Origin of the sequence: Bacillus sp. G1(2015b) (assembly GCF_001482475.1) — a bacterium.
GTDB lineage: Bacteria > Bacillota > Bacilli > Bacillales > Bacillaceae > Bacillus > Bacillus safensis.
Window position 1 is genome coordinate 143404 of record NZ_LKIC01000010.1, and the last position, 23074, is coordinate 166477.

At 42.8% G+C, this 23074-nt stretch carries 21 protein-coding genes and 1 other annotated feature; of the genes, 9 read left to right on the forward strand and 12 right to left on the reverse strand.

From position 1 onward, the window contains the following. Positions 1 to 24: 24 nt before the first annotated feature. Together AMR95_RS07565 and AMR95_RS07570 are read right to left on the reverse strand one after the other, a co-directional pair. Complete coding sequence (locus AMR95_RS07565; protein ID WP_058837993.1) at positions 25 to 999, reverse strand: GNAT family N-acetyltransferase; 975 nt, start codon at positions 997 to 999, stop codon at positions 25 to 27. Continuing rightward, complete coding sequence (locus AMR95_RS07570) at positions 996 to 1475, reverse strand: GNAT family N-acetyltransferase (protein ID WP_024428048.1); 480 nt, start codon at positions 1473 to 1475, stop codon at positions 996 to 998. The genes AMR95_RS07565 and AMR95_RS07570 overlap by 4 nt, the downstream gene beginning before the upstream one ends. A gap of 272 nt (positions 1476 to 1747) precedes the next feature. Between AMR95_RS07570 and AMR95_RS07575 the strand changes: the two genes are divergently transcribed. The 4 genes from AMR95_RS07575 to AMR95_RS07590 all read left to right on the forward strand — a co-directional run bounded on the left by AMR95_RS07575 (position 1748) and on the right by AMR95_RS07590 (position 5377). Next, entirely contained in the window at positions 1748 to 2197 is a 450-nt protein-coding gene (locus AMR95_RS07575) for a YfmQ family protein (RefSeq protein WP_047202240.1), read from the forward strand. Between the two features lie 152 nt (positions 2198 to 2349). Continuing rightward, positions 2350 to 3582, forward strand: a complete 1233-nt coding sequence (locus AMR95_RS07580) for a DNA polymerase IV (protein ID WP_058837994.1) — start codon at positions 2350 to 2352, stop codon at positions 3580 to 3582. A 15-nt stretch (positions 3583 to 3597) separates the two neighbouring features. Then, a complete protein-coding gene (locus AMR95_RS07585; protein ID WP_047202242.1) occupies positions 3598 to 3942 on the forward strand; it encodes a YolD-like family protein in 345 nt (114 codons plus the stop codon). Positions 3943 to 4141: 199 nt separating this feature from the next. Next, positions 4142 to 5377: an MDR family MFS transporter gene (locus AMR95_RS07590; RefSeq protein ID WP_058837995.1), complete on the forward strand. Its 1236-nt coding sequence runs from the start codon at positions 4142 to 4144 to the stop codon at positions 5375 to 5377. 33 nt (positions 5378 to 5410) lie between these two features. Here AMR95_RS07590 and coaA read toward each other — a convergent pair whose 3' ends face one another. After that, entirely contained in the window at positions 5411 to 6370 is a 960-nt protein-coding gene (gene coaA / locus AMR95_RS07595) for a type I pantothenate kinase (protein ID WP_039179731.1), read from the reverse strand. Positions 6371 to 6558: 188 nt separating this feature from the next. Between coaA and AMR95_RS07600 the strand changes: the two genes are divergently transcribed. Further along, a complete protein-coding gene (locus AMR95_RS07600; protein WP_058837996.1) occupies positions 6559 to 7887 on the forward strand; it encodes a CoA-disulfide reductase in 1329 nt (442 codons plus the stop codon). A 61-nt stretch (positions 7888 to 7948) separates the two neighbouring features. Here the strand turns inward: AMR95_RS07600 and AMR95_RS07605 are convergent, their stop codons facing one another. Further along, positions 7949 to 8725, reverse strand: a complete 777-nt coding sequence (locus AMR95_RS07605) for an SDR family NAD(P)-dependent oxidoreductase (protein WP_058837997.1) — start codon at positions 8723 to 8725, stop codon at positions 7949 to 7951. A 12-nt stretch (positions 8726 to 8737) separates the two neighbouring features. Continuing rightward, positions 8738 to 9688, reverse strand: a complete 951-nt coding sequence (locus tag AMR95_RS07610; protein ID WP_058837998.1) for an MBL fold metallo-hydrolase — start codon at positions 9686 to 9688, stop codon at positions 8738 to 8740. 167 nt (positions 9689 to 9855) lie between these two features. Next, positions 9856 to 10067, forward strand: a binding site (T-box leader). A 41-nt stretch (positions 10068 to 10108) separates the two neighbouring features. Between AMR95_RS07610 and proC the strand changes: the two genes are divergently transcribed. Then, the gene (proC, locus tag AMR95_RS07615) at positions 10109 to 10936 is read left to right on the forward strand and encodes a pyrroline-5-carboxylate reductase (protein ID WP_058837999.1); all 828 of its coding nucleotides are present in this window, start codon (positions 10109 to 10111) and stop codon (positions 10934 to 10936) included. Between the two features lie 36 nt (positions 10937 to 10972). Here the strand turns inward: proC and AMR95_RS07620 are convergent, their stop codons facing one another. Both AMR95_RS07620 and AMR95_RS07625 read right to left on the reverse strand, forming a co-directional pair. Beyond that, a complete protein-coding gene (locus AMR95_RS07620) occupies positions 10973 to 11452 on the reverse strand; it encodes a DinB family protein (protein ID WP_058838000.1) in 480 nt (159 codons plus the stop codon). Positions 11453 to 11581: 129 nt separating this feature from the next. Then, positions 11582 to 13195, reverse strand: a complete 1614-nt coding sequence (locus tag AMR95_RS07625; protein WP_058838001.1) for a M20/M25/M40 family metallo-hydrolase — start codon at positions 13193 to 13195, stop codon at positions 11582 to 11584. 140 nt (positions 13196 to 13335) lie between these two features. Here AMR95_RS07625 and namA point away from each other — a divergent pair, with 140 nt between their 5' ends. Together namA and AMR95_RS07635 are read left to right on the forward strand one after the other, a co-directional pair. Then, positions 13336 to 14352 (forward strand): NADPH dehydrogenase NamA, encoded by a 1017-nt coding sequence (gene namA / locus AMR95_RS07630; RefSeq protein WP_082672219.1) that lies wholly within the window; start codon positions 13336 to 13338, stop codon positions 14350 to 14352. A gap of 120 nt (positions 14353 to 14472) precedes the next feature. Continuing rightward, positions 14473 to 15237 carry an alpha/beta fold hydrolase gene (locus AMR95_RS07635; protein WP_058838002.1) on the forward strand — a complete coding sequence of 255 codons (765 nt, stop codon included), beginning with the start codon at positions 14473 to 14475 and terminating at the stop codon, positions 15235 to 15237. Positions 15238 to 15283: 46 nt separating this feature from the next. On the opposite strand, the gene AMR95_RS07640 is transcribed toward AMR95_RS07635, so the two are convergent. Next, entirely contained in the window at positions 15284 to 16591 is a 1308-nt protein-coding gene (locus AMR95_RS07640; RefSeq protein ID WP_058838003.1) for an aminotransferase class I/II-fold pyridoxal phosphate-dependent enzyme, read from the reverse strand. Positions 16592 to 16730: 139 nt separating this feature from the next. Continuing rightward, complete coding sequence (gene rnz, locus AMR95_RS07645; protein ID WP_058838004.1) at positions 16731 to 17660, reverse strand: ribonuclease Z; 930 nt, start codon at positions 17658 to 17660, stop codon at positions 16731 to 16733. 221 nt (positions 17661 to 17881) lie between these two features. Here rnz and zwf point away from each other — a divergent pair, with 221 nt between their 5' ends. Next, positions 17882 to 19357: a glucose-6-phosphate dehydrogenase gene (gene zwf / locus AMR95_RS07650; protein WP_058838005.1), complete on the forward strand. Its 1476-nt coding sequence runs from the start codon at positions 17882 to 17884 to the stop codon at positions 19355 to 19357. 47 nt (positions 19358 to 19404) lie between these two features. Here zwf and AMR95_RS07655 read toward each other — a convergent pair whose 3' ends face one another. From AMR95_RS07655 to celB, 3 genes are all read right to left on the reverse strand, one after another. Further along, positions 19405 to 20127: a GntR family transcriptional regulator gene (locus AMR95_RS07655; RefSeq protein WP_024428032.1), complete on the reverse strand. Its 723-nt coding sequence runs from the start codon at positions 20125 to 20127 to the stop codon at positions 19405 to 19407. 189 nt (positions 20128 to 20316) lie between these two features. Then, on the reverse strand, positions 20317 to 21723 hold the full coding sequence (locus AMR95_RS07660; RefSeq protein WP_058838006.1) for a glycoside hydrolase family 1 protein: 1407 nt from the start codon (positions 21721 to 21723) through the stop codon (positions 20317 to 20319). Beyond that, positions 21707 to 23053, reverse strand: a complete 1347-nt coding sequence (celB, locus tag AMR95_RS07665) for a PTS cellobiose transporter subunit IIC (RefSeq protein ID WP_041086060.1) — start codon at positions 23051 to 23053, stop codon at positions 21707 to 21709. Before celB ends, AMR95_RS07660 begins: the two co-directional genes overlap by 17 nt. Between the last annotated feature and the right edge of the window lie 21 nt (positions 23054 to 23074).

The following is a 23074-nucleotide window of genomic DNA, read 5'->3' on the forward strand; positions in this document are numbered from 1 at the left end:
AACATGTTCACGTACTGCCAGCTCTTATGTCTGATCGTTTTTCTTTAACTGCTCTGACCAATTGTACGCATCTTGTTCAATTTCTTTAATGAGCCCATCTTTTCCTTTCATATAACTTGCCATATCTTCAGGATATGCTTTTGCCAATTGACGCTTTTTATCGGCATAGGCTTTGGCACGATCAGGTGCAGCTTTTAAATAATCTCGGAACACCAAATGCCTTTTTACATCATCATGTCCAGCTTCATAGGCGTGAACGTGATGTGTTCGATTCAAGCCGCCTTTTCTAAAAAAACGTCTTCCCTTGAGTCCATTTTCTCCGAGCGGTTCATATCCAAGCTGACGAAACAGGTGGTTACATTCATCTAAGCGACTGATATGCTTCACCTCTAGCAATATATCAATAATTGGCTTAGCCGCCATTCCTATGACTGACGTACTGCCAATATGGTGGCCATATATCCAGTTATCGCCAACTATCTTTTTCAGCTTGTCATGCTCATCTTGAAATTGTTTTGGCCAGCTCGCTTGGTATTCAATCACTTCCACTTTTCGAAGCATCAAACGTTCCATCTTTGTTAACATCAGATTGTTTTCCACCTGCAAACGATCCTTCTGTTTAAACCCTAGTTTTTCATAAAGCTTGATTGCTGGTATATTTGCTTCCGCTGTTGTGAGCTCAATTGTTTTTTGATGCTGGATGATGGATTGCAGGAGCGCTGTCCCGATGCCTTGATTGACATGATGTGGATGCACAGCTAACCGGCTGAGGATGATCCGGTCGTCATGCAGTTCATATGAAGCGATCCCTAACAAATGCCCCTCTTTTTCAAATCCTATGAAAATCTCATTTGTTTCTATTATGTCTTTAACCGTTTCTTTTAAGGGCGGTAAATCTTGATAGCCAATTTGCTCTGCCTCCCGCTGATATGCAGCCAATTGGATATGTAACAGCTCTTTTGCTTGTTCTTTATTTTTTTGATCCAGTCTAATGATCATGCTTTCGCCTCCAGCTTTTTCACAAATAGCACCCTGTCTTCATGAATGCCGTCGTAATCTGAAAAAACTGAAATGCCATCGACCGTTTTATCTCCCTTTTCTATCTGAAAACCGAGCTTTGTATGGTAAGCAATCGAAACTTTATTGACAGGAGCTGTGATCGCCTTAATCGTTGTTCTTCCTTCCTTTTCAGCCGCTTCATAAAACGCTTGATAGAGAATTTTTCCAATCTTTAGTTTTCGATGGTCTGGATGTACCCCTACAAAGTGAATATACGCTTCATCTGAATGCGATTGCGATAAAAAACCGACTAAAAAACCGATCAGTTCACCTTTTTCAACAACGACAAAACTTGTTTGCTGAAAATGTTCGAAAAATAGCTTTGGCAATTTTGCGCGCAAATCTCTGCCTCCCCACCAGCTTTGAATGACGGATGTGACCGCATAAAAATCTGACGGCTTCACTTGACGTATCATGATGGCCTCGCCCCTTTTCATTTTTAGCTGTACCGTTTCACAAAAAATCAACTGTTTCAATAGTCTACCTGTCTGATCAATTGTTTGTAAAGGTGATGTATCAGCCTTTTTTCCTTCAGCTTTGTTGGTTCTTCGTCTTTTCGCGGTCATCTCCTTTTAAATCTTCACACTTATTTCAAAAAGTTCACTTTTTATGCGAAAGATCCATTCTTTTGTTATGTTAAAATTGTTCATATAAGAAATGGAACAAAAGTTTATTGGAGATGATGATATTGGTTTGGATTGTTACTTCACTTGTTGTGTTTAGTCTTTTAAAGCTGCTTGTCACTTCGCTGCCTTCTGGTGTTGTTGAACGCCTTTTTAGTCGTTATGCGGTGCATGCAAAAGTAACAAGTGATCAAACAACGATGACGTTTCAAGGACGTCCACTCGATGATCAGCAAACATCTGAAATTATTCAACATTTTAATGATGCGATCTTTATTGAACGCTATTATATTTATCCTGGTGACGAAGAACGTTTTCTTCATCCGCAGGAAGGACCAGCGCCGCTTACCATGCAAACAAAGCTTGGCAAGCATGATGTGACCCTTTATCTGTATCATTACGATGACCACGTGGATGTGGTGCGGCAGTTTACTCATAAGCCTAAGAAAAAGCTAACGGCCTATCGTTTGCGTTCTGAGCCGCTCCAAGCATCCAATAACTTGGCACATGCTTAAAATGGCTCATTTTACACAGATGAGACGAAGTGGAGACACTTCGTCTTTTTTGTATGGATTTACACTCTTCTCTTTGAATGATTTACCAGTATCAATTTCACCTTCTGGCGGTTAAAATATATACAGAACATACGTTCTAAGAGGTGAAAATGATGAATGAACGAGCCATTCTGCTTGTGGATATGCAGTCATTTTATGCGTCGGTCGAAAAAGTGGAGGCTCCCCATTTGAAGGATGTGCCGCTCATCGTCTCAGGAGATCCTGAGCGGCGGAGCGGGGTCGTACTTGCGGCCTGCCCGCTCGCTAAAAAACGGGGCGTACAAAATGCATCAAGATTATGGGAAGCACAGGAGAAATGCCCTGAAGCCGTCGTCGTACGTCCACGTATGCAGCGCTACCTTGATGTTTCTGTCATGATGACAGAACTGCTTGAACAATACACAGATCTTGTCGAACCCTATTCAATTGATGAACAGTTTCTCGATATTACGGGGAGTGTGACACTACTCGGTTCACCCCGCGAGATCGCCCAAAATATACAAACGACCATTATGAACCAAACAGGCATTTACGCACGTGTTGGCATTGGTCCTAATAAAGTGCTCGCTAAAATGGCCTGTGACCATTTTGCTAAAAAAAACACATCTGGCATCTATGAGCTTCGTGCAGACCGGGTGGCGGCTGATTTATGGCCGCTTCCGGTTGGAAAACTATTTGGCGTCGGTAAACGAATGGAGCACCATTTAAAACGAATGGGCATCAGTACCATTGGGACACTTGCTACTTATCCGTTAGACCGGCTAAAAAAGCGCTGGGGAATCAACGGGGAGCTTCTGCAGCGAACTGCTTTAGGACACGACCCTTCCCCGGTCACTCTTCACACACATGATCAGCAAAAAGCGGTTGGGCATCATATGACCCTTCCCCATGATTATGCGTCCTTTGAGGACATCAAAGTCGCCATTCTTGAATTGAGTGAAGAAGTGGCAAGACGTGCGCGCTTCAAGCATTATGTTGGGCAAACGGTGTCTGTTGGCGTAAGAGGCGCTGATTTTTCTCATCCGACTGGATTTCATAGACAAATCAAGCTCCATTCACCCACACAGTACGGGACAGATATTGCAGACGCAGCCATTCAGCTATGCCAGCAGCACTGGGACGGCCAGCCCATTCGCAGTGTAGGTATTACTCTCTCGCAGCTGCAGCCTGACAGCCAATATCAGCTGAGTTTATTTGATCACCATTTAAAAAAAGACAGACTCAGCAAAGTATTTGATGCCATCCATATGAAGTATGGACCTGCTGCACTCTTGCACGCTTCGTCACTAACAAGCGCAGGGCAGGCGTATCACCGCGCCGAAAAAATTGGTGGACATTACAAATAACGGAGGCGAACATCCATGAATCCCAATAAATTAACACCTGGATACAACATCATGTGGGAATCAAGCCGAATGATGCTCCCAGAGCACCGCGAACAGCTGCTTGCTCAAAAACGGAAGAAAAAAGAATACACGCCTCCTCCGCTGAGCACTGATCAGCTAGAGGAAATGAATTTTTTGATCACACAGTCGATTACAGAGGATCAAGCGATTTGCGTGACATATGCTGCAGCAGGTATGAAACAGCAGTTTTGGGGCTGGGTGAAAGCCATTCATTATGAAACGCAGCGCATAAAAATCGTCAATGATGAAGATGTTCTCCACCTGTCCTTGCAGCAAATTGCCGCGATTGATCTTGATTAAATGGTCTTTAAGTGATCGTACGAATCGGCAGATCTAAAAGACATAGAAGCATCGGCAGAAAAAACATGCTCTCCAAATTTGCGGGCTATTCGGAGCTCCTCTGTCATATGGCGGATGTCTCCTCCATCAAATTGTGTATTTAATTTGCACAATTTTTCATGTATGATTGGAACATCTTAACACTCAGGGGAGAAACAGCATGAAAAATAATTTACGTACTTTACATCCACTTAGTTGGACGATCATCATCGGCACCATATTCGGCCGAATGGCGACGTCCATGAGCATTCCTTTTTTGGCCGTTTATTTGACACAAGTCAAAGGGGCTTCAGCTTCTTCAGCTGGGTTAATCATTGCCGTCAGCTCCCTTATTGGAATCGTTGCGAGTTTTTACGGCGGCTATGTTTCTGACCGAATCGGCAGAAAAAAAGTCATGCTTCTATCCATCTTCGGCTGGTCATTTGTCTTTGTTGGCTTTGCGTTTGCAGATGCCATTTGGGTCTTCTTCCTCATGAATGCTTTAAATGGACTGTGCCGGGCACTGTTTGAACCGACGTCTAAGGCACTCTTATCTGATGTCACCCCATCAAGTATTCGGTTATTTGTTTTTAATTTACGGTATACGGCCATTAATATTGGTGTAATCTTCGGCCCGCTGCTTGGCTTATATCTCGGGTCATCGAAAACAACGTTTCCATTTCTTGTCGCTGCCTTTATTTATTTGTTATACGGATTAACACTGGCCTGGCAATTTCAGAAACATCCAGTTGCTGCTCCAGAAAGCACAAAACAAATCAGCGTCAAAAAAGCCCTTTCCATTATTCAAAAAGATACGGTCTTTAGCATCATCCTCATCGGCGTTACCTTATGTTCGTTCGGGTATTCGCATTTAAGCTCAACACTGCCTCAATACTTATCAGCGTCACCTATGATTGAGGATGGTCCTAAACTGTTTGGATATCTTTTGTCTTTAAATGCAGTGGTTGTCATTGTCGTACAATACCCGCTCATCATGATTGCGAAGCGCTACTCCACCATTTTGTCGCTGACCACTGGGAATATTCTTCTTGCCGGCAGTTTGTTTGCCATTGCTTTTTCACAGAGTCTCGGCATGCTTGCTTTCATCATTGTCGTGTTTACGATTGGCGAGGTTCTGCTGTTTGCGATGATGGATCTTTTTGTAGACAATATTGCAAAGCCTGAAGTGAAGGGATCGTACTTTGGTGCGATGGGATTTTCTCAGCTCGGCAGCGTCATCGGACCGTTTGTCGGCGGACTGTGCATTGACTATTTTGGCGCAGCCCATCCCCTCTCCATTTTTACGGTCTTGTCGATGATCACCATCGCAGGCGTTCCATTCTTACTCATAGGATATTACCGTTTAAAAAAGCGATCGGCGGTAGACGTAGCTGTTAAAGTAAGTGGAGATCATTAAAAAAACCGCTCTCTCGTTTGAGCGGTTTTTTCTTTATACCCGGCGGATGGCGATCTCTTCCACCTTGTGCTGATCACCTTTTTTCAAAATGAGATCAGCTCGATATTTTGTCGGCAAAATATTTTGATATAAATTAGGCCGATTCACGGTATTCCAAATCGTGCTTGCCATCTGATCTGCCTCTTCATCCGTCAAATCTTTATATTGATGAAAGAAGGATTCAGGGTCTTGGAAGGCTGTTTCCCTTAGTAAACGAAACCGTTCTTTATACCATAATTGAATTTGCGTTTCAGCGGCGTCTACATAAATCGAAAAATCAAAGAAATCTGATACAAACACACGCGGTTCATCCTTCAGATCATCCAGCGCTGGTGATTGGAGCACATTGATTCCTTCAATAATGACAATATCTGCATCCTCTACTGTTTCATACACTCCTTCTAGCCGGTCATAGGTCAGATGCGAATATACCGGGGCATGCACAGTTTGTTTACCTGATTTTAATTCATTTAAAAAAGACAGCAGAGCTTTGACATCGTAGCTTTCTGGAAATCCCTTCTTTTCCATCAGCCCTCGATCCTTTAATTCTTTTTGAGGATATAAAAAGCCATCTGTTGTCACAAGACTTACCTTCAGCCCATCTCCAAGCCTCGATAAAAGCGTTTCAATGATACGAGCCGTTGTGCTTTTCCCGACAGCTACACTTCCAGCAATCCCAATTAAAAAGGGAATTTTGGCATGATGCGGGTAGTTTAAAAAGGCATTCACATGCTGGTTTTTTTGTTTTTCTGCAAAGACATGTAATGTCAGAAAACGAATAAGCGGTATGTAAATATCTCGAACTTCTTCAAGCGATAAATAGTCATTTAATCCTTGCAGCGCTCTCGCTTCCTCTTCTGAAACAGATACCGGCATATATTCTCCAAGAGCGGCCCAGGCCTCTCTCGTATGGCGCGTGTATAACGTATTAAAATCTAGTCGCGTGTCACTCAAAGTCTTTCCCACCAATCTTCACTAAACTCGTAACCCAAAAAGACGATAATCCGATTGTAGCTTAAAATGAAGGCGCTGTCTTTATTTTTCAACTAAAGTTTGCTTCTTTTGCAAAAAAAAGCATTAAAAAAAGGGATATGAGGGTAAATAAGAGTATTCAGTACGATAGATAGAAGGGAGCACACCAAATGAAATATGTGATGATTGGCGGAGATGCAGCAGGAATGAGCTGCGCTATGCAAATATATAGAGAGGATCCAGATGCGCACATTGTTGCTTTTGAGAAAGGAGAGATTTTCTCATATGGACAGTGTGGACTCCCCTACTTGATCGGCGGTCTCATTGATGATCACAGAAAGCTGATCGCACGCAGTGCTGAAACCTTTCGTGAGAAATATGGAATTGACGCCAGATGCTTACACGAAGTGACCTCCATTGACCCAGAGCAAAAAACAGTGTCGGGTCATCATACGAAAACAAAAGAACCCTTTACAGAAAGCTACGACCGCCTCTTAATTGCGACAGGAGCAAGCCCTGTCACACTGGATTTAGACAGCCAGCCATTAGAAGGCGTACACGTATTAAAAACCATCCCGCATGCGCTGTCCATTTTAGAACATTTAGAAAAGGACATCACACATATCACGATCATTGGAGGTGGATATATCGGCCTTGAAATGGCTGAAAATTTAAAAGCGCTCGGAAAAAACGTACATATCATTCAGCGGGGAGCAGCACTCGGCCCGGGCTTTGACTCCGATATGGCAAAATACCTTAAAGAAGAGGCTGACGCCAAGGGTATTCACGTATCACTTGGAGAAACAGTGCAGCAATTAGAAGGCAAGTCACATGTCACAGCTGTTATCACAGACAAACAAACCATTCAAACAGATATGGTCATCATGGCCATCGGCGTCACTCCGCAAACCTCCTTTTTACATCATACCGGTATCAAGCGTCTTCAAAATGGCGCTATTGCAGTAAATCAATACATGCAAACCAATATAAAAGACATTTATGCTGCTGGTGATTGCGCGGCGACCTATCACCGCATCAAAAAATCACTGGATTATATTCCGCTTGGCACAACTGCGAATAAACAAGGGAGAATCGCAGGCTTTCATATGACAGGAACAAACCGGGCGTTTCAAGGCGTGACTGGAACAGCCATCATGAAATTTATGGATTTGACAGCGGGAAGAACAGGCTTATCAGAAAAAGAAGCAAAAGCAGCGGACATTCCTTTCTCCGTGATCACCATTGATAGTACGGATCACGCAGGGTATTACCCAGATACGCAGAAAATGAAAGTGAAACTAATCTACAGAAGCGATGACCATACCTTGCTTGGTGCCCAAATCATCGGCAGAAACGGTGTAGATAAACGGATAGATATCGTGGCGGCTGCCCTTTACCAAGAGCTGACCATAACAGATCTTGAAGATTTAGATATTAGCTATGCACCGCCCTTCAACAGTGTATGGGACCCGCTTCAGCAAGCGGCAAGACGGATATAGAAAGTGGCGCAATGAAGCCTGATCAAAAAAAGAAACCAGTTCAAAACCGGTTTCTTTTTTGTTACTTTTTCATCAACGCTTTGCGTGCTGCTTTTTCAAATAAAAATGGGAATAACTGATACAATTTGCTGCCAGCGTTCATCCACCCGGGCAGATTAATCTCTCTCTTTTTCGTCATCATGGCAGATACGACTTTGCCTGCCACCTTGTCCGCACTCAGCATCATAAAGTCAACGTTCTTCACATATTCACCGCTGCGGTCAGCGATGGTAAAGAAATCTGTTGCAATCGGTCCTGGATTGACTGTTGTTACGTGAATGCCTGAGTCTGCCAGCTCCATTCTAAGGCTGTTTGAAAATCCAAGAACGGCATGCTTTGATGCGGAATAAATGGCTGATTTGGGCGTCGCAACCTTTCCTGCCTGGGATGCGATATTGATAATATGTCCCTGCCCTCTTTGCTTCATCTCAGGGATGACCTTTTTCGTGCAAGCGATTAAGCCAAACACATTGACCTCAAACATCGACACCATTTCTTCGATGGACGCATCTTCGACGAGATCGAATACACCAAAGCCGGCATTGTTGACCAAAATATCGACCGGCCCCACTTCTTCATACGCGCGATCAATGTCATCGAGCTGGCTGACATCAAGCTGGGCGATGTGACACACCCCGCCAGCGCTCATAATTTTTTCTTTCACATCTGTAAGCTTTTCTGTTCGTCTTGCTGAAATTATGATTTCTGCGCCTTCTTCTGCTGCCAAGTACGCCATTTTTTCACCAATGCCCCCAGATGCGCCTGTAATCCAAATTCTTTTTCCTGTCAATCGCCCCATGCGTTTCACTCCTTAGTTTGCCCTGTAATAGACGATTCCGTCTTTTTCTGCTTCTTCAATTTGCCCAGCCGCTAAGAGCACATCAAGCTGACCGACTGTCTCTGACATCGTTAAAAATAAGGCCTCTTCATATAACACTGGAAATAGCTTACGGCAAAGATGAAAGGCCGTCATTTCTTTTTGTTTGAGCAGCTGATACATTGTGTTTGCCCGTTTTTCTTGTTTCTTAAATCTTTCTTCGATCAATTCATGGTGAGCCGTGATGAGCTGACCGTGTCCCGGATAAATCGTTTTGATTGGCAGACGCAATAACCGATTAAGTGATGCTTTATATTGAAGCAGTGATTTTTGACGTTCCTCACCTTCATCCGGTGCTTCCATTAACGGATTTGAGGAAATGGTCGTCAAAAGCAGGTCGCCGCCAATAAAATTCCCCGTTCTTTCGTCTAGAAAGGAAAGGTGAGACTGTGCGTGTCCGGGTGTTTCCATCACAAAGAAGTGTTCATGCCCGCTTAAACGATCACCTTCTTTTATGACCTCATCTACATGTGAAGTACAAGAATATGTATAAGATTGCTTCACCATTTTTTCACACTCATTTTGTCGAAGCGGCACACCTAACTGCTGAAAAAAAGGAACCATAAAGTCCACTTGGCGCTGCTTAAACACTGGATCCTGACTAATATACCGCTCATTTAGCTGGTGCCCGATCACACGGACATGAGGTTTCATCAAATTCAATAGACCGACATGATCTGCATGATGATGGGTCAGCACCACTTGATCAATATCGTCTATCGATAAACGATGTTCCTTTAGTTGGGTGACAAAGGCATGCTCTGCCTCTTCTGTCATCGGCCCGCAATCTACTAAGGTTACGGCCTCTCCTTTTAATACATATGCATGCACATCCCCAACGGCAAACGGCGTCGGGATGGATAATTGAATGATGTCTTCTTTCACTTTTATATGTCATCTCCTGCTTTTTGACTCATGATTGTGGGACTCAGTCTTCTTACTTCATTGTATCTTGCAAAAGGCAGACTGTCATGCGGTTTAGATGGGCAATTTTTTTAACTGCCCCTATTGACATAAACTTGTCCATCGTTGCATAATGAACAACAAATATATGATGCGCGATGACAAGGATTAGTAAGCAAAATAATGATGCAAGAGAGTGAGGTCCGCCGGCTGTAAGACTTCACCATCCTCTTATTTGCTGAACCTGCCCTTTGAGCTGTTAGGCAAACCTAAACGTTTCCCGCGTTAAGGGACTAGAGCTGAGTATGCATGTTTGCATGCTAATTGAGGGTGGTACCGCGAAAAACCTTTCGTCCTTTTCAGGCGAGAGGTTTTTTTATTTTCTACAAGGAGGAGCAGCTTATGAGTAAAATTGGATTTATCGGTGCAGGCTCGATGGCAGAGTCTATGATCAAAGGTTTATTAAAAAGCGGCATGATGTCGAATGAAGATATCATTGTCACAAACAAAACGAATGAAAAACGATTAGAGGAATTACAGGCGCGATATGGGGTCAAAACGGATTTCGCTCGGTCCTTTATTTATGAAGAAGCGGATATTCTCGTTTTTGCCTTAAAACCGAAGGATGCAGAAAGCGGAATTTCTGAAGTCCAGCCTCATTTACATGGCCAGCTGATCATTTCTATTTTAGCGGGTATTTCCATTGAAACGATTCAACACTACGCTGGCGGAAAGAGTGCAGTCGTTCGTGCGATGCCAAATACATCAGCGGCAATTCAGCAGTCAGCAACAGGTATTGCCGTAAGTCGTGAAGTTACTGAAAAGCAAAAGAAAAAGGCCGTCGAACTGTTTGAAACAATCGGGCACGTCACCGTATTAGATGAATCACAGTTAAATGCGGTGACAGCCATCGCAGGCAGCGGCCCTGCCTTCATTTATCATTTGATAGAAGGAATGGAGCGAGGTGCTTCGGAACTTGGAATGGACCAAGCAACTGCGAAATTACTCATTTGCCAAATGATTGCAGGCGCCGCCAATATGCTTCAAGACAGCGGAAAAGAACCTGCCGAACTGCGCAAAGAAATCACAAGTGAAGGCGGAACAACAGAAGCCGGTCTGAACACACTGGCTACCTATCAATTTGAAGAAGCTGTTGTCGATTGTGTCAAAACAGCCACTAAACGCGCAGCAGAATTAAACGAAATGTTTTCAGCAAGCACGTATAAATGAATTTGAAAAGCACCTGTTTTGATGACAGGTGCTTTTTCACTGCCTCATTGACATGATGGCTTTGATTTGATCCAGATGATGTTGTTCATGTAAAGCGATGGTTTCTGCTAATATTTGAACGGTCATCAGTCCTTCTTCCGGATGCAGGCCTGATTGTTCCCATATATCTTTTTCTAATAGCCGAAGCGTGTTGTATCTTCTCTCTTTCATCCGTTTGATCAATGCTTTGATCTCCTCTGCGTTATACCATTCATACGCTCTTTCTTTCACATACATTTCAGAATCATACGATTGAAAGGGCATTTGATCATCTGATATTGTCTGCTCTATCCGCTCTGACCAGACTTCTTCTGTGTCATACAAATGACCGGCGAGCTGCTTGATTGACCATTTCCCCTCCCCTAAAGATTGATCCAGTGTGTTATCATCACAAGCCTCCACTAGCTTCTCAAGTTCACGCATACTTTCCTGAAGCGATGTGATGATGTCTGTTTTTGTTAATATCCCAGTTTCCATTTAATGTTCTTACCCCCTTCAAATAAATGTAAGTCTTCATCAATATCATACTCTATTTATCTAAGTGGAAAGATCGTTTATTTAAAAATAGAAGCCCTATCATCAAGATAGAGCTCTTCACACATCTACTTACTTTTTCTCTAATAAAGCATGAATCGTTGATTCTAGTAATTCTGGCAAAATGCCAAAAGAGAACGGGACGTGCAGCCGTTCTGTCCATTTGTGCGGGTCCTTTCCTAATGGACCCACGTTGATGACTGGAACGTAAAGGGCTTCCTTTTCTCCTTGCGGTAAAGAATAGCCTTTTTGGTAAAGCGGCATATTGGTCGTGTAATGACCTACCTCCTGCTTTTCGAGCTGTAAGTAACTTAAATCAGACAATCCCGGGAAATATTTCACTTCCTCTACTTCAAGTCCGTACACCTCTTTTGCCTCTTCTTGAATCTTCTTGAATGTCTTCTGAATATGCGGATCTTCTGTTGAGGACACAGAAGGGTAAAATGGCGGACTATAAAATAGAACAATCAGCGGTCCTTCTTCTTTACAAAGCGTCGTCAGCTCCGAGACAATTTTCGTTGAAAAATCACGATCTCCAAGCTCACCCCGGTTGGCAAAGGCATAGTTGACAATGCGCTCAACCTCCTGTTCACCAGAGCGTTCTGCGGCCTTTTGATACAGCTCGTGATACGTGAGTACCGTAACCCGAGTGTCAATTGGTGTAAAGTGTTTGAAGCGCTGAAAGTCAGCTGTTTTTTGCTGAAGATTGGCCTCGATTTGGTCTGCTGCTTGTTTCGCAGTATCATAGAGAAGGCCGTGCAGTTCTTCACTTGAACGTTTCATCATGAGCACATTAAATAAAGATACGGCTGTGTGAGGTGTTTGAACGGAATAGGCTTCTTTCAAGTCCTTTTGCATTAAGTTCGTTGGGGGCGGAGTTACTTCACCATCTACTTCCTCACAATAATCACTATTGAGCTCTAACAGCCGGTTTAGTTCAGATACCATAAAATTCGCATTTAAACCTGAGAATGGCTCTCCTACATGCGTTTCAATCCCTTTACAGAAAAATCCGGCTAATACCTTTCCTATACTGCCTGTATACATATAATGATGTTCATCCCCTGGATACTTTTCAAACATGGGCTCACTGTTTAAACACGCGGTATAGTCAAGGTCATGCTTTTCTTTAAGCTCCTTTAGTTTCGGGACAGCCTCAAGCATTCCTTGTGAATTCACTTCTTCATCAGGGACTGTGACGAGCAGGACATTTCCATCAAATGTTTCTGTCATCGCTCTTTCCAGCATAGAAAGCTGCACGGTGAGACCTGCTTTCATATCCATGGCCCCTCTCCCAAACAGCCAGTCACCTGAAGCAAGGTCCTCTCTTGCCCTCGTTGGAAGAAGCGCACTTTTTTGCGAAAAGGATGCCATTAACTCTTCAGGCTTGCATGCCATGTTTTGAAATTCGCCGTAATCTTCTGTATCAACTACATCAAAGTGACTAAGAAGCAGCACGGTACGCCGCAGCGTACTGCGCTTCACAAGTGCCGTTAAATAATACCGGCCATCTTTCATCGGATGCAAAGCCAAATGATCAGGGTTCTGCTCAAAATAAGGCCGTTCCCTTAGCAAATAATATAAGTACTCCGCTAACGCGACTTCTCCTGTTGTACCTGATATGCTTTCATACTGCATAAGAGCTGTCAGGAGCTCCTTTAGTTCACTCTCTGTTTGCCATTTCATCCGTTCTCCCCCTTTGATGTCTCTATCTCTCCATTATACAAAAACGTGTATAAAAGCTATATTCTTTGAGCACCTTTTATGACGAAAGTTTGAATGGCTGTTATAATCGGCTATACAATTCCATGAGGAGGCGAAGGTATTTGGAAACAAAACTCTTTTCACCTTGGACATTAAAAGGTGTTACACTGAAAAACCGCATCGTGATGTCCCCGATGTGTATGTATTCATCTTATGACCGTGATGGGAAATTACAGCCTTTCCACTTCACACATTATATTTCCCGTGCACAAGGTCAGGCTGGCCTCATTATGGTGGAAGCAAGTGCTGTATCTCCTGAGGGAAGAATTAGTGATCAAGACCTCGGTATTTGGAGCGATGAGCACATTGAAGGATTTGCTTCATTAAACGAACAAATCAAAGCATACGGAACGAAGACAGCCATCCAGCTAGCCCATGCAGGACGTAAAGCTGAACTTGATGGGGACATCCTTGCACCATCAAGCATTCCATTTGATGAAACATCTAAAACCCCTATCGAGATGTCTGTTGATCAAATCAAAGATACCGTTCAGGCGTTTCAGGATGCAGCTGTACGGGCAAAAAAAGCGGGCTTTGACATCATTGAAATTCATGGTGCACATGGCTATTTGATCAATGAATTTCTTTCACCGCTTGCGAACCACCGATCAGACGACTATGGCGGTTCACCAGAAAACCGCTATCGTTTCTTAAGAGAAGTCGTAGACGCAGTCAACGCCGTATGGGACGGACCTTTATTTGTACGTGTGTCGGCTTCTGATTACACAACAAAAGGACTTGATATTGCAGATTATATTGGGATTGCCACTTGGCTCAAAGAGCAAGGAGTCGACTTAATTGATGTCAGCTCAGGTGCTGTCGTACAGGCGAAAATCAACACATTCCCCGGCTACCAAGTAACATTCGCTGAGAAAATAAAAGAAGGTGCCGGCATTCAAACAGCTGCTGTCGGTCTGATCACATCTGGTGTACAGGCAGAGGAGATTTTACGAAATCAGCGTGCAGATTTGATCTTTATTGGCAGAGAATTTTTACGCGATCCATACTTTCCAAAAACAGCTGCTCAAGAGCTCCGCACATCCATTGAAAGCCCGCGTCAATATGATCGTGCTTGGTAAAAGCTTTTAGGAAAAAAGGTGTCTATTTTTCGAAATAGGCATCTTTTTTGTTTTTAAGAGAAACATATCTGCCTTTTGTGCCGTCTTTTAGCTAAAGAACCACTTAGAGGAGATGGAAGAATGAATTCGGCAATGATTGAAAAAATGTATCATATAGATGGACACCATTTTTATACAAAACATCGTCAAGGCAAAAGGCAAGCCACGATTATCTTTGAAGCTGGCTACGGCATTTCTAGTGATACGTGGTCGAATATGGCCCGTGATATTGACCCAGAGCTTGGGGTTTTCTTATACGACCGTTTAGGAAATGGAAAGAGCAGTAAGAGCGGTGAAGGAAGAACCTTGCATGACCTCGCTGATGATTTAGATGCGCTGCTGAAAGAAGCCAATATTCAGCCGCCATTTCTCATCGTCGCTCACTCATTCGGCTCTCTTGTCAGCCGGCTATGGGCAAGCCGAAGAGGAGATGATGTCATCGGCATGGTGCTGCTAGACCCAGCAAGTGAGGAACAAGAGCAGGTGATCCTGCCGCTTTTATCAAAGGAAGAACGCACTTCATATATGGCGCAATTTACAGCAGAATGTACGCATGAGGACTTTCAGCAAATGTTAAGCACAATCAAAGAGGAGCAAACCCATTATGGGATGATGCCGCTTCTTGTCATTTCATCAGGTAAGAGCCGATTGTTTCATCCAGCGCATGAAGCTTGGCTCAGACTGCATAAACGCATGCTGTCTTTGTCATCCCAAAGCGGATGGATTCAAGCGCAGAACAGCTCGCACTATATTCATCATGATGAACCGCATATTGTACAGCTTGCCATCTATGATGTATGGTGCGCAGCCAAACAACCTGTCTCCTATTATCAAACTGCTAATTAAAACGAAAAACTCCTTGACCCATTATGAGTCAAGGAGTTTCTTTTATTTATGCCGTTGGAGCAGATTGACTTTTTTCTGAAAGCAGCTTTTCAATGCTGACAAGCTGAACACATAATGTAAAGATGTCAATCGCTTGCTCTAGTTCTTCAAGAGCCGGGAATGTTGGTGCAATGCGAATGTTACGATCAAGCGGATCTTTTCCATATGGATATGTTGCACCTGCACCTGTCATTGTGACACCTGCTTCTTTAGCTTTTTGCACAACCGCTTTTGCACAATGATCAAGTGTATTTAAACTAATGAAATATCCGCCATTTGGCTTGTGCCATTCAGCGATATCTTTTCCGCCAAGTTTTTCGTCAAGAATGGAAAGAACGAGGTCAAATTTTGGCTTAATGATCGCTGCATGCTTTTTCATATGTTCCTTCAAACCTTCTGGATTCTGGAAGAAACGAAGATGTCTTAGTTGATTGATTTTGTCCGGTCCGATCGTTTGAATCGATAATTGCTTTTGAGTAAAGCTCACATTGTCCGGGCTAGATGCCATCAGTGCAACACCTGAGCCTGGGAATGTAATTTTAGACGTAGACGCAAACATAAACACACGGTTCGGGTATCCTGCCTCTTCAACTGCTTGAAAAATATCTTTTAACCTATCAGGTGTATCCGTTAGATGGTGGACTGCATATGCATCATCCCAAAAAATGCGGAAGTCGTCTGCTTTTGTTTTCATTGAGGCTAAGCGGTCAACGACTTCATCTGAATACGTAATGCCGTCTGGATTGCTATATTTCGGTACACACCAAATGCCTTTAATTGCTTCATCTTCTGCGACCAATTTTTCTACCTGATCCATATCAGGTCCATCAGCCTTCATATCGACCGTGATCATCTCTATGTTAAATAGCTCACAAATGGCAAAATGACGGTCATACCCTGGGCTTGGTGCAAGGAATTTTACCTTTGGCAGCTCTCCCCAAGGTGTTTTGCTGTCACATACGCCGTGAGTCATCGCACGTGCAATGGTATCATGCATCATATTCAGGCTTGAGTTACCGCCGATGATGATTTGTTCTGGCTTTAAATTAAGAACATCTGCAAAAAATTTCTTCGTTTCAGGAAGGCCTGTCAAGCCGCCATAGTTTCGCACATCTGTGCCATCTTCAGCTGTCATTGCATCCTTTGATGTCACAACATCGAGCATGCCCATAGACAAATCGAGCTGTTTTGGTGAAGGCTTCCCTCTAGACATGTCTAAGTGCAAGTTTTTACTTTTGTAAGTTTCATACTCATTTTGTAGTGCCACATATAGGTCATTCAATTCTGCTTCACTTAATGCTGTAAAACCGCTCATCTTTGATTGTGCCTCCCGTATTCTTCATAGTTTAATTCGTCATTTGTTTTTTCTTCACCATTTTACCACTACCTGAAAAAGAGCGTCATCATAAATATCAAAAAAATCACACAACTTTTTTTGACGATTCATCCAATTTTTACAGGGTGCGTTCAATGGGGAAAGAAGAGAAATCATGTGCAGCTTCTGTCAGCGGGAATATATCGCGGGCTTCTTTCAACAGTTGTTTCAGTGCCTCTTCTCCTTGGTAACGTGCACTTATATGGGTCAAAATGAGCCTTTTTGCGCCTGCTTCCTGTGCTGTTTTCGCTGCTTGTTCTGTTGTGCTGTGATAATAATTGTAGGCTAAATCTGCATCTTCTTTACCGAATGTTGCTTCATGGACTAACACATCCGCATTTTTGGCAAGCCTTGTTATATTCTCGCACAAACGGGTATCTCCTGAAAATGCAACGATTCTCCCTTTTTTAGGGGGTTCCAAATAATCGGTTCCATCGATGGTTCTTCCATCTTCGAGTGTCACGGTTTCCCCATTTTTCAACTTCTGATACAAAGGTCCAGGTTTTACACCCATTTCTTTTAGGTCTTCGGCTTTTAATGAACCAGCCAGATCTTTTTCCACAACCCGGTAGCCGTAAGCTGGAATCCCGTGAGAGACTCTTCTTGCTTCTACTTGAAAGGTATCATCTTCAAATACGATCCCTTCTTCTATTTCTATGATATGCAGCGGATATGTCAAATGCGTTTGCGAGGCTGAAAGTGATGCGTTTACAAAGGCCTTGATGCCCTTTGGTCCATAGATCGTCAATTCATCCTCCCCGCCTTGAAAGGATCTGCTGCCAAGAAGTCCCGGAAGGCCATATACATGATCTCCGTGCATATGTGTGATAAATATTTTCTCGATCTTTCTCGGTTTAATCGTTGTATGTAAGATTTGGTGCTGTGTTGCTTCTCCGCAATCAAAAAGCCACACTGCATTTCGTTCTTCTAAAAGCTTTAGCGCTGTGCAAGTGACGTTTCTTGTTTTTGCAGGAATGCCTGCACCTGTTCCTAAAAAGAGCAGTTCCATTACTTTTCCTCCTAAAGCCGGTATACAATATCTTCATTCATATAGAATACATGAAGACAAGGTAAATGTGAATTCAGCGGAATTTTTGAAAAAAGTGAAACGAGAGCAGAAAAAGTCGAATCAAATGTTTGCTTTACGAACAATGAACCTTTAAAATAAAGAAAATGTACATACATTCTCGGTTTTTACAACAATGCTACGAATAAAGTGAGGTACTTCTCGTGAATACAGAAACTAATAACCCTAAAGCAGTCATTGTCATTTTTGGCGCAACAGGAGACCTTGCCAAACGCAAGCTCTACCCTTCTATACATAGACTTTATCATAGCGGAAAGCTCGGTGATCAATTCGCTGTTGTCGGAGTTGGACGCCGTCCGTGGTCTCATGAGGACCTCAGATCTGTGGTAAAGGAATCTGTTTCTTCTGATGATGCAGAAGCGAAAACAGAAGAGTTCATTTCACATTTCTATTATCACGATTTTGACGTATCAAGCCCTGCTTCCTATCAATCACTTAACACGCTTCTAACAGGCCTTGAAGATACGTACAGTATTCCAAATAACCGCATGTTCTATTTAGCTATGGCACCTGAATTCTTCGGAACGATTGCGAAGTTCCTAAAGAGTGAGGGCGTATCAGAAACAACCGGCTGGTCACGACTTGTCATTGAAAAGCCATTTGGGCATGATCTGCCAAGTGCGAAAACATTAAATGAAGAAATTCGTGATGCATTCACAGAAGATCAAATTTATCGTATTGACCACTATCTTGGTAAGCAAATGGTTCAAAACATTGAGGTTATCCGTTTTGCGAATGCCATCTTTGAACCGCTTTGGACAAACCGCTATATTTCAAACATTCAAATTACATCCAGTGAATCATTGGGGGTTGAAGACCGGGCTCGATATTACGAAAATTCTGGTGCACTAAGAGATATGGTCCAAAACCATATGCTTCAAATGGTTGCCCTTTTAGCAATGGAGCCGCCAATTAAACTGAATACAGAGGAAATCCGCAGCGAAAAACGGAAAGTATTGCGCGCTCTTCGTCCTTTCTCTAAAGATGAGGTCGATCAATTCTTTGTCCGCGGACAGTATGATACGGGTACGATTGATGGCAGCGTGGTTCCTTCTTATTTGGAAGAACAAAATGTTGACCCGAACTCAAACACAGAAACATTTGTTGCTGGGAAATTGCTGATTGATAACTTTAGATGGGCCGGGGTGCCATTTTACATTCGTACAGGAAAACGGTTAGAAAAGAAATCTACTCAAATCGTGGTTCAATTTAAAGACATTCCAATGAACCTGTACTATGGTAACGGAAATGCCATGCATCCAAACCTACTTGTCATTCATATTCAGCCAGATGAAGGCATCACCCTTCACCTGAATGCTCGCAAGCTGGATGGCGGCACGTATGCGAAACCGATTAAACTCGACTACCAAACAAACTATAACGACATCATGAATACACCAGAAGCATATGAAAAACTGATTCATGACTGCTTACTAGGCGATGCAACAAACTTTGCTCACTGGGATGAAGTAGCACTTTCTTGGAACTTCGTTGATCCGATTTCTGAGAAATGGGCAGAAAACAAAACATTAAAACCAAACTATCCTGCTGGTTCTATGGGACCGAAAGAAGCGGATGAGCTTCTAGAAAAAGATGGATATCATTGGTGGAACATATAAAATCAAATGAAAAAAGAGCAGTCTCCCTTGGGGGTTCTGCTCTTTTTTTAACGTCCTGTTTTCGTGATTTCAACCGTTGAAAAGTCAAATTTATCATAGCGATGATGGCTAAATGAATATTCAAATGGCTGCCCTGCGTTTAAATAAGCAACCTGCTCGACTTCAAGCACAGGATCTGTTGGGTCACACCCTAAATACTGCTGATCCAGCTGATCTGATTTAGCCGCTCTAATTTTCTTGTGCGCTCCTGCTATTTTTAAATGAAGCTCATTTGAAATATAGCCATAGATAGAACCCAGTAGAACTTCTTCATCTATGCCCTTAATGAGATTGACAGGCATAAACGTTTTTTCTAATACATAAGGCTCTTCATCCACAAGACGGAGCCGGATGATATCATAAACAGGTGTGGTTGAGTCAATAGATAGATGGGCTGCCACCTCTTCGCTTGGAAAATGGACATCAAAGTGAATGATTTGAGTCGTGACGTTTTTATCCGCCATGACTTTTGTAAACCCTTTATTTTCATGGCCTGATACATTGATGGCCCCTTGATTGAGCGCTGCCTTCACAATAAATGTACCGTGGCCTCTTTTTCTAAAGAGCAGACCTTCTGCAACGAGAAGATCAAGCGCACGCTTCATCGTCATTCTGCTGCATTGAAATTCAGCGGCAAGCGAGTTTTCATCTGGAATGGGTTGATCTTCTGGATAATATGCTGTTCCTATTCGTTTTCTGATTTCTTCTGAAATGAGTTCGTACTTCTTCATCTCACACCACCAACTGACTTGTTTTTTCATAGCGCCTTATTTCAAGAAGGAATATGGCGTTTTTTAGCCTTCTTCTCATTCTACACTAAGGGATGTGAGCTTAAAAGGTGCCAGCCATTTTTGTTTCATCCACTTACCGTCACATAAGAAAAATACTTGCCCTTTTCAAGGAAAGAGCAAGTATTTTGATTAAAAACCGTTATTCTTTGAAACTGATTGAAACCAGTATCCACTCTTCTTAATCGTTCGTTTCCCGTCTTTTTGAAGATCAACTGAGACAAATCCATAACGATTTTTATATGCATTCGACCAGGACCAGTTGTCCATAAATGTCCACAGATGATAACCTTTCACATTGCTTCCTTCTTGAATGGCTTGATGCACCCATTTGAGGTGCTCAGATATAAAGTCAATACGGTAATCGTCATGAATCATTCCTTCTTCATCCTTAAACCGCTCTTCTCCTTCGACACCCATTCCATTTTCAGAAATAAAGCATTCGATATTATCATAGTCTGTCTGGACTTTTTTCAATATATCGTAAATGCCCTTTTCATAGATTTCCCAGCCTCGATACACATTCATTTTTCTTCCCGGCATTTCAAAAGAATCAAAGTAATGGTTCGGCATAAATGGTGCTTGAGGATGCGGCATATGCTCTTTCGCTTTCACTCTTCTTGGCTGATAATAGTTGATGCCAAGAAGATCAATCGTATTCTCTTGAATCAGCTCAAGATCCCCTTCTTCCATACTTGGCATAAAGCCTTCTTTCTTTAAGACTTCTACTAGTTTTTCCGGGAAATGTCCTTTCACCGCAGGATCTAAGAAGGAGCGGTTAAAGAAAGCATCGGCCATCTCAGCTGCTTCTACATCGCGCGGATTTTGGCTTCGCGGGTACGAAGGGGTCAGGTTTAAGATGATGCCAATCTTACCGTCTTGCTGCATCTCTTTATAAGCCGCAATCGCCTTCGCATTTGATAACAGTTCATGAAAACCGACCTGCACAGCCTTTTGGAAATCGACTTCGTTTGGATAATGAAAGCTATACATATATCCGCCTTCTACAGGGACAATCGGTTCGTTATGGGTAAACCATTTTTTCACCCGGTCACCAAATAATTGGAAGCATAATGTCGCATAGCTGACATAATCGTCGACCACCTGTCTGTTCACCCAGCCGCCTTTCTCCTGCAGCGCCATTGGCATATCGAAATGGTATAGGTTCACAAATGGCTCGATATCATGTGCAATCAGTTCATTGATCACATCATTATAAAAGGACACCGCTTCTTCATTGACTGCACCTGTTCCTTCAGGTAAAAGGCGTGACCATGAAATCGACAGCCGAAATGAATTGTGGCCAATTTCTTTCATGAGACGGATATCCTCTTTATATTTTCGATAAAATTGAGATGTCACGTTCGGCCCTACGCCATCAAAAAAACGAGTAGGCTCTTGTTCAAACCAATGATCCCAAATGTTCGGTCCCTTTCCATCACCAGGGACGCTCCCTTCCGTTTGCGTCGCAGAAGCAGAAGATCCCCACCAGAAACCTTCTGGAAATGTATATGATTGCTTGTTAGTTTCCATCGACATGTATTGAGTCTCCTTCACCTTTGATGTTTGCTGTCTTCGTATTTTCTGTTGTCGTTATTTTTTCATTTTTCACATTCATCCGGTCAATAAATTTCAGGAACGGGAACCAAATGACAAACACAATCATCAGGTTAAACAACTGAAGCAGACCGCCAGCTAGTGAATTTGTCGCCATCATTCCGCTAATAAAGATCGGTACTGTCCACGGGATATTCACGCCTGTAGGCGGCGGTACAATGCCTGATGCCATCGCAAAATAAGTAATACATGTAATGACCATTGGCGCCAAAATCCACGGAATCAGAATAAGTGGATTCATGACAATTGGTAAACCGAAGATAATCGGTTCATTGACGTTAAATAATCCTGGTCCTAAGCCGAGCTTGGCTACTTGTTTTAATTGCTTACTTTTCAGGAAAATTAAAATGGTAAACACAACAGCAAGCGTCATACCGGTTCCACCCATTCCAACCGTATAGATTTCAATAAACTGCTTGCTGATGATATTAGGAACCTCACCTGTTTTTGTATAGCTCTCTAGGTTTTGAATGGATAATGTATTCCAAATCGGATCCATGACAGAGTTGATAATAATTTGACCGTGAAGCCCAAAGAACCAAAGAATTTGTATAAAGAAAACAGCGATCAACGTCGGAATGATACCGCTTCCAAGACCGACAAGTGGCGCCTGAATTGCATGATAAATCAGATCATGCATATTTGTTTTGAAGCCTTGTGTAATGATGATATTAATTAATAAAAAGGTTGTAAGTGTCAAAGTAGCCGGGATCAGTGCAGCAAAAGACTTGGAAACAGCTGGCGGAACCCCTTGCGGCATATTGATCACAAATTTCTTTTGGACAAAATAACGATAAATTTCAGCAGATAAAAAGCCTGTGATCATTCCTAGGAACATCCCCTTTGCACCTAAACGATCGACTGGGATGACGCCTGCAATCGTTGCACCGCCTTCTTGTTCTAGTAAAAACGGAGTCAGAAGCAAGAAAGAGGCTAAAGCAATCACGCCGCCAAAGACAGCTTCTACATCATAGCTTTTTGATAAATAGTAGCCGATCCCAAATACAACAAACACACTCATAATGCTGATGGTTGCACTCGGTGCGATATTCAGTGCAGACTGGACGCCTTCCAGTACGGTTTTACTCATGATTTTATCTAAAAATGGCAAATTCATCAGCACAACCATAATGGAACCAAAGATGGTGAGCGGGAACGCAAGCATAAAGGCATCCCGTAATACGCCTAAATAGCGGTTGTTGTTCAATCTCCCAGCAATCGGAACCAAAATGGCACTTATTTTATCAAACATTGGTTTCCCCCCTTGTTTACA

What these genes read in the sequence shown, in the direction of transcription:
- AMR95_RS07635 (WP_058838002.1), top strand. Translation starts at nt 14,473, where the DNA reads ATGAATTCGGCAATGATTGAAAAAATGTATCATATAGATGGACACCAT.
- proC (WP_058837999.1), top strand. Translation starts at nt 10,109, where the DNA reads ATGAGTAAAATTGGATTTATCGGTGCAGGCTCGATGGCAGAGTCTATG.
- AMR95_RS07585 (WP_047202242.1), top strand. Translation starts at nt 3,598, where the DNA reads ATGAATCCCAATAAATTAACACCTGGATACAACATCATGTGGGAATCA.
- AMR95_RS07660 (WP_058838006.1), bottom strand. Translation starts at nt 21,723, where the DNA reads ATGTCGATGGAAACTAACAAGCAATCATATACATTTCCAGAAGGTTTC.
- AMR95_RS07580 (WP_058837994.1), top strand. Translation starts at nt 2,350, where the DNA reads ATGAATGAACGAGCCATTCTGCTTGTGGATATGCAGTCATTTTATGCG.
- AMR95_RS07655 (WP_024428032.1), bottom strand. Translation starts at nt 20,127, where the DNA reads ATGAAGAAGTACGAACTCATTTCAGAAGAAATCAGAAAACGAATAGGA.
- AMR95_RS07640 (WP_058838003.1), bottom strand. Translation starts at nt 16,591, where the DNA reads ATGAGCGGTTTTACAGCATTAAGTGAAGCAGAATTGAATGACCTATAT.
- AMR95_RS07590 (WP_058837995.1), top strand. Translation starts at nt 4,142, where the DNA reads ATGAAAAATAATTTACGTACTTTACATCCACTTAGTTGGACGATCATC.
- rnz (WP_058838004.1), bottom strand. Translation starts at nt 17,660, where the DNA reads ATGGAACTGCTCTTTTTAGGAACAGGTGCAGGCATTCCTGCAAAAACA.
- AMR95_RS07625 (WP_058838001.1), bottom strand. Translation starts at nt 13,195, where the DNA reads ATGAAATGGCAAACAGAGAGTGAACTAAAGGAGCTCCTGACAGCTCTT.
- AMR95_RS07600 (WP_058837996.1), top strand. Translation starts at nt 6,559, where the DNA reads ATGAAATATGTGATGATTGGCGGAGATGCAGCAGGAATGAGCTGCGCT.
- AMR95_RS07570 (WP_024428048.1), bottom strand. Translation starts at nt 1,475, where the DNA reads ATGATACGTCAAGTGAAGCCGTCAGATTTTTATGCGGTCACATCCGTC.
- AMR95_RS07565 (WP_058837993.1), bottom strand. Translation starts at nt 999, where the DNA reads ATGATCATTAGACTGGATCAAAAAAATAAAGAACAAGCAAAAGAGCTG.
- AMR95_RS07605 (WP_058837997.1), bottom strand. Translation starts at nt 8,725, where the DNA reads ATGGGGCGATTGACAGGAAAAAGAATTTGGATTACAGGCGCATCTGGG.
- AMR95_RS07620 (WP_058838000.1), bottom strand. Translation starts at nt 11,452, where the DNA reads ATGGAAACTGGGATATTAACAAAAACAGACATCATCACATCGCTTCAG.
- celB (WP_041086060.1), bottom strand. Translation starts at nt 23,053, where the DNA reads ATGTTTGATAAAATAAGTGCCATTTTGGTTCCGATTGCTGGGAGATTG.